2 protein-coding genes and 1 pseudogene are annotated in these 3,752 nt (G+C 45.1%); all 3 read right to left on the bottom strand.

Annotated features, from left to right (window positions below; genetic code table 11):
* Positions 1–2,282 (bottom strand): AAA-like domain-containing protein (locus QUA25_RS13765; RefSeq protein WP_333038649.1); only part of this gene is annotated, 2,282 nt, incomplete at its 3' end.
* A 173-nt stretch (positions 2,283–2,455) separates the two neighbouring features.
* The gene (locus QUA25_RS13760; protein ID WP_333038646.1) at positions 2,456–2,668 is read right to left on the bottom strand and encodes an AAA-like domain-containing protein; all 213 of its coding nucleotides are present in this window, start codon (positions 2,666–2,668) and stop codon (positions 2,456–2,458) included.
* Positions 2,625–3,752: pseudogene (locus tag QUA25_RS13755) on the bottom strand (WD40 repeat domain-containing protein); the annotation flags it as partial. The pseudogene QUA25_RS13755 and the gene QUA25_RS13760, both read right to left, overlap by 44 nt.

The following is a 3,752-nucleotide window of genomic DNA, read 5'->3' as shown; positions in this document are numbered from 1 at the left end:
TCTTTTTGGGTTTGCAGGTTCCACAGTTTGATAGTCTTGTCACCGCTGGCAGAAGCCAATGTCTTGCCATCGGGACTAAAAGCGACCCTCCAGACCAAATTGCTATGCCCGGTGAGGGTTTTGAGTTCTTTTTGGGTTTGCACGTTCCACAGTTTGATAGTTTTATCACCGCTGGCAGAAGCCAATGTCTTGCCATTGGGACTAAAAGCGACGCTATTGACCAAATTGCTATGCCCGGTGAGGGTAGTGATGGGTTTTTGGCTTTCGAGGTTCCACAGTTTGATAGTGTTATCACCGCTGGCAGAAGCCAATGTCTTGCCATCGGGACTAAAAGCGATGCTCCAGACCGAATCGCTATGCCCGGCGAGGGTGGTGAGTTCTTTTTGGGTTTGCAGGTTCCACAGTTTGATAGTCTTGTCATCGCTTGCAGAAGCCAATGTCTTGCCATCGGGACTCCATGCGACGCTGATGACCGAACTGCTATGCCCGGTGAGGGTTTTGAGTTCTGTTTGGGTTTGCACGTTCCACAGTTTGATAGTGTTGTCACCACTGGCAGAAGCCAATGTGTTGCCATCGGGACTCCATGCGACGCTGATGACCGAACTGCGATGTCCTTCCAAACTACTGCGCTCTTTAACCTCAGAAACTGCTGATTGCAGCGCAGCTATCACTTGTCCTTTAATATCTTTTGTCGCTTCCGCTGAAGCATCGAGTTGTTTGAAGGTTTGCCCTGCCTGCAATGCTTCCAACAATCCTTGAAATTTCTGTCCGGAACTCAATGATTGATTGGAAAAAGCCGTTTCCTGTATGACATCTGCTAACTTCTTAGCTTCAGTGACTTGCTTCCCGGTAAAAAAAGATGCCCCAAACGCCACTAACAAAGCCACCCCAGCTACAACCGAAGTTAGAGTTCTAATTTTTAATGCCTTTTTCTGTGCTTGAGTGAGGGTCTTATTTGCTTCTGTCAAAAGTTGATTGGCTTGTCTCTGTGCTTCTAAATCTCGTTCAACTTCCCGCTGTTGTAATCCCCGGCAGGCATTTAAAAACTGATAATCCAAATCGCTCAAACTTTTATCGGCCGCCCAAGTTTGAGCATCTTGCAAGGCTTGACCCCGCAACAGTCGCGATTCATCCTGGAAATTAGACTCTATCCAAGCTTTAAAACTTTCGCTGTAAGGGCGGAGTTCCGCTAATTGTTTTTCCACCCAATCAAGGTTAAAAACCGATTGATAAATCGGGTTATAAACTTTAAGTTTGCCAGACTGCTTAACCACTAACCCGGTTAATCGCAGTTCCATTTGTTCGGGAGTGTCATGCGCCGCTATTTCACGGTGCTGCAAAATTTGCTGATACAGTCCCAGCAACCGACTGGCACGCTGTTCGCTGCGTAAAATGCGATCTCGAATCGTCTTTAAATGCTCTGGTTCATCCTGTCCTTCCCAATTATCAATCACCTTTTCTAGAACTAACTTTCCTACCCACTCAGCGGGATTTTGGATTGAGGCAGAGTTGGCGTAATTGAGCAGTAATTTACAAACTTTTTGCGTTAAAAATGGCTGTCCTCCTGTCCAATATAACACTGCTTCTAACAATGCTTGCGAATTTTCTGCTTGAGTTTCTAACCCCACTGCCAAAGGTTGGGCTTCTGCTAATTGAAACCCCGTTAAATCTATCCCTCGACCAATATTAAAAGGAGTGCGTCGCTTGTCTTGAATTAAATCTGAGGGAGTAGCTACCCCTAACATTGTAAATGTTAATCGACGATAGTCGGGTTGATCAGCTCTATTATTATAGCAATCACGAATCACAGCAAAAAAATCTTCTATTTTAAAATTTAAGCTGATTAAGCTGTCCGACTCATCGACAAAAATTACTATATTTTCTGAGATATGCTTGAGCAATACTTCTTCAATAAATTTACTAAATCGTTTAACATTCGATAGTAACCTATTCTGCTCCCACCATTCATCTAAATCAAAAACGTCATACAAATCTAAGCGGCTGACGATGCTATCAATCACGCCTGCATACCACTCTTCTGGTGTAATATCTGAGGTGCCAATTTCTGTGATATCAATGCTACTACAGGCTATTCCCTCTGCTTGTAACCGCTGCGTTGTCCGCACTCGCAGGGATGATTTCCCCATTTGTCGGGAATTAAGAACATAGCAAAATTCTCCGGCTTTTAAAGCTTGATAAAGTTCTTCATCCGCCTTTCGACTGACATAAGTTGGGGCGTTTGCAGGCAGGCTACCCCCAACTTGATATTGATAATCTTTCATAGGTTTTTGTTAATTTATAGGTGGAAAATCAGAAAATTAAGGAATCAATTTGTACAGTCGTACAGGTTCAGGAATTCCTTTTAAAGGTTGCATACCTAAGTCAATCACATTTAAAGGTGAGTGGGTTTGACAACTTTTCCGCTGTTAATGACTTGTCTAATTGTTACTGCTAGTTAGGCATTTTTTTCCAAGTTAACTAAATGGCGCCGTAAATTATCGTAGTAAGGGCTTTCTTCAGTAAAAGCGACTTTTAGCAACCGATATAAGGTAATTCTCTCCTTGGCAACTTGGTAGAGAGCAACTCCCACTAAATAAGGATGACCACTCACTATTTCCATTAAGTCACAAATCTCTTGATTTGACCAATTTAATCGGTGTCGATTCACTAAATCTTTTACCTGTCTCTAATTTGATTGACCGTTGATTGAGGTAATCAGCACACATCTGTTTATCCTCTGCTGTCACTTTCGGGTTGGTTCTGAGATAATCGCCGATCCAATTGCAACCGAATGCCATTAGTTTATCGAAATCCCAAACCCACAGTTTGATGGCGTTGTCACTGCTTCCAGAAGCCAAAGCCAAGCCATCTGGACTAAAGGCGACGCTCCAGACCAAACCTTGATGCCCGGTGAGGGTGGCGATGGGTTTTTGGCTTTCCAGATGCCACAGTTTGATGGTGTTGTCATAGCTTCCAGAAGCCAAAGTCAAGCCATCGGGACTAAAAGCGACGCTATTGACCCAACTACTATGCCCGGTGAGGGTAGCGATGGGTTTTTGGGTTTGCAGGTTCCACAGTTTGATGGTGTTGTCACCGCTTGCAGAAGCCAAAGTTTTGCCATCGCGACTAAAAGCGACGCTCCAGACTGAACCTTGATGCTCGGTGAGGGTAGCGATGGGTTTTTGGGTTTGCAGGTTCCACAGTTTGATGGTGTTGTCACCGCTTGCGGAAGCCAAAGTTTTGCCATCTGGACTAAAAGCGACGCTCCAGACTGAACCTTGATGCCCGGTGAGGGTAGCGATGGGTTTTTGGCTTTCCAGATACCACAGTTTGATGGTCGTGTCATCACTGGCAGAAGCCAAAGTTTTGCCATCTGGACTAAAGGCGATGCTCCAGACCGAACTGCTATGCCCGGTGAGGGTAGCGATGAATTTTTGGGTTTCCAGGTGCCACAGTTTGATGGTCGTGTCATCACTGGCAGAAGCCAAAGTCAAACCATCGGGACTAAAAGCCACGCTATAGACCTCATTGCTATGGCCGATGAGGGTAGCGATGGGTTTTTGGGTTTCCAGGTGCCACAGTTTGATGGTGTTGTCATAGCTTGCAGAAGCCAAAGTTTTGCCATCTGGACTAAAGGCGACGCTATTGACCGAATTGCTATGCCCGGTGAGGGTAGCGATGGGTTTTTGGGTTTGCAGGTGCCACAGTTTGATGGTGTTGTCACTGCTTGCAGAAGCCAAAGTTTTGCCATC

It is taken from the genome of Microcoleus sp. Pol17C6, from assembly GCF_036701145.1.
Classification (GTDB): Bacteria; Cyanobacteriota; Cyanobacteriia; order Cyanobacteriales; family Microcoleaceae; genus Microcoleus.
This window is presented reverse-complemented; position numbering and strand designations above follow the sequence as displayed.